Annotated in this window: 1 protein-coding gene and 2 pseudogenes; 1 reads left to right on the top strand and 2 read right to left on the bottom strand. The window is 44.5% G+C overall.

The features are described 5' to 3' along the window. Positions 1 to 128 precede the first annotated feature (128 nt). Positions 129 to 326 (bottom strand): annotated as a pseudogene (locus EA472_RS21735) (transposase); the annotation flags it as partial. Between the two features lie 729 nt (positions 327 to 1,055). Then, positions 1,056 to 1,664: a hypothetical protein gene (locus EA472_RS21740; protein ID WP_124193538.1), complete on the bottom strand. Its 609-nt coding sequence runs from the start codon at positions 1,662 to 1,664 to the stop codon at positions 1,056 to 1,058. A 244-nt stretch (positions 1,665 to 1,908) separates the two neighbouring features. On the opposite strand from EA472_RS21740, the pseudogene EA472_RS23485 reads away from it, so the two are divergent. Continuing rightward, positions 1,909 to 2,185, top strand: a pseudogene (locus tag EA472_RS23485) (IS701 family transposase); the annotation flags it as partial. Positions 2,186 to 2,312 lie beyond the last annotated feature (127 nt).

Consider the following 2,312-nt stretch of genomic DNA (forward strand, 5'->3'; position numbering starts at 1 on the left):
CGAGGGCAAAGACCACTTCCGTGAGTTTCTCAGCGAGACGTTTCTTCGGTTGAGTCAGCGGCTTAGCTTTGCTGTTGACTGGATTGAGACCTTTCTTCCCGATATTCAGGTGTTACAGTGATCACTCGCGCGAAGATCGTGCCGGTCTTGTCGTTGAACGTGCGTCCACAATTTTTACAGCGATACCGCTGATACTCTCGATAGCTGCCGTACTTGATCACCGATTCAGACTGGCAGCGCGGGCACTGGAGGCCCTCGCGCCAGCGAACCTGCTCCAGCAGGTTCGCGGCGCTCGCCTCTGAGCGAAAAACTTCAACTGGGAACATAGTCGGGTGATGCTGACGCATCACCCTTGCCCGCTATGCTTTCACAGCGCCAGCTCTGTTCGACCAACAATCTGCTTCCGAAGAGCGATTGTTGATACAGTTCGCCACTCTAGAGTTAGAATCCATTTGTATCACTATGAAAGGGCGAGGTGTGCCAGCGGACGAACGGGGCGGCTACCATCAAAATGTTGGCACGAACAGGGGTCTTACACGTCGGTACCAATTGTGAATCTCCTACGGTTATAAAGATAGATAAGTCCAATAATTTGGATTAGAAATGGAATGAAAAGCCCTAATATGGACGGAATAATATATAATAATGAATTCGGATTCCATTCTGTATCTGTTCTCCTAATTTTCTTCAAGTCAAAATATACAGCAATTGGGAATAATAGTATCAGAATTGGGATAAAAATACCGATCCAAAACAATACTTCAGATAGTATTATTATCGAATATGCGTAACCGAGAATGCCAAAACTAACGGTGATACCAAACAGTACCAACCAAGTGATCGGAACTATCACTGCCACTATAATTAGAAATTTCCATTGGAAATCGAACATCTCTCTCATTGACAGATAAAACACTACTAAATGCTATAAAATTTTCGCTTGGTTTTCTATTAGGAATTCAAATACTAGATGAAGAGAAATTCCCCGGCCTATTTATTTCTTTTCTTAGATCTCTACTTCATCGCCTCTTTTATCCTATAGAAAACATCCAAAATCAATCCCAACTACAGTCACATTCTTCTTCAAGATCTACTGTATCCTCTAGATAGATGTGGTTCCACGATCCTAGGAAGTAATCGATCTCCATCTCATACTCGAAAATATAATCCTCCTGATCATAATGTGTTTCTATGCAGCCATACGCAGCACCAACATCACCGCAAAATTTCCGGTGGACAAAGCTACCGTTGGGGAAATTCCCTTCAATAGTCAGAATACCCAAGACATAGACCTCAATATATGATGGACCATCTGCAAGTGTTAACTCAACGGTTACGTAATCATTGTCGATCGGGAGCGTAATCGTTCTCTCTTTACCAAATGTTTGGAAGGGGCTCTCTTCCCTGTCTGTTTTAAACACTACCTCATCGTCAAGCAGATTCTCAAACTCTTCGATATCATCAATTCTTTCGAGATATTCATCATCTATATTTTCTTCAACACGACTTGGCTCCGATCTTTTGTCACGAGCGACTGTTTCTCCATCACTGGCAGAAACTGGACTTGACAGAATAGTAGTTCCAATTCCTGCGCTAGTGAACGCCTTGATAGCTGTTCTTCGATTGTACACACAACCTCCTTTGACTTTGTCTTCTTCTGCCATGCAAGTAATAGCTCTACCCACTATAATTTAAATTTATCGATCTTATAAAATATTTAAATTAGAAGAGTAATATTAGAAACCAACTAGTAAACGATAATCTAGAGGCTTCACTATTTACATTCATGTGTGGGGCCATTAGTATTAAATAGGGTGTATCTTGAGTGGGGGGCTGTTGGTCAGTTCTCTCCAGTACTCGACTCTGCACGTTTAACTCAGGTCGCAATGTCGATGGAACCGGCGGTTGATGCTGCCGGTAATGGACTTTCTCTCGTGGACTGATCCGCTGGACGAGATCAACTTGCTGTCGTATCACCAGACTCACCGCGCCACAACGTATGTGACATGTCTTGCTGCGGTACTGCAGCAAGACCGTGACCGGGAATGCACGAGAAGTCTTTCCTGTCAAAAGCGGGCACTCAACAAGTTTATTCCTGATACGACCGAGACGAATATAAGTTCAACTACGAGGGTTAAAGGAACTGCAAAAACACGTCCAGACGCGGTGGTCACAGGAGGGCTACTATTCGTCTTTAGCTAAGACTCACACCTCGGTTGCGTAGCGGTAGCGAGCGTCTCTTGTAACACTGGCCGTTGCTGGTGGATCTTCTGTGCGTCGTCGATCAACCGGTCGAGCAGCGGTGGCGGCGA

The organism is Natrarchaeobius oligotrophus (assembly GCF_003841465.1).
Lineage (GTDB): Archaea > Halobacteriota > Halobacteria > Halobacteriales > Natrialbaceae > Natrarchaeobius > Natrarchaeobius oligotrophus.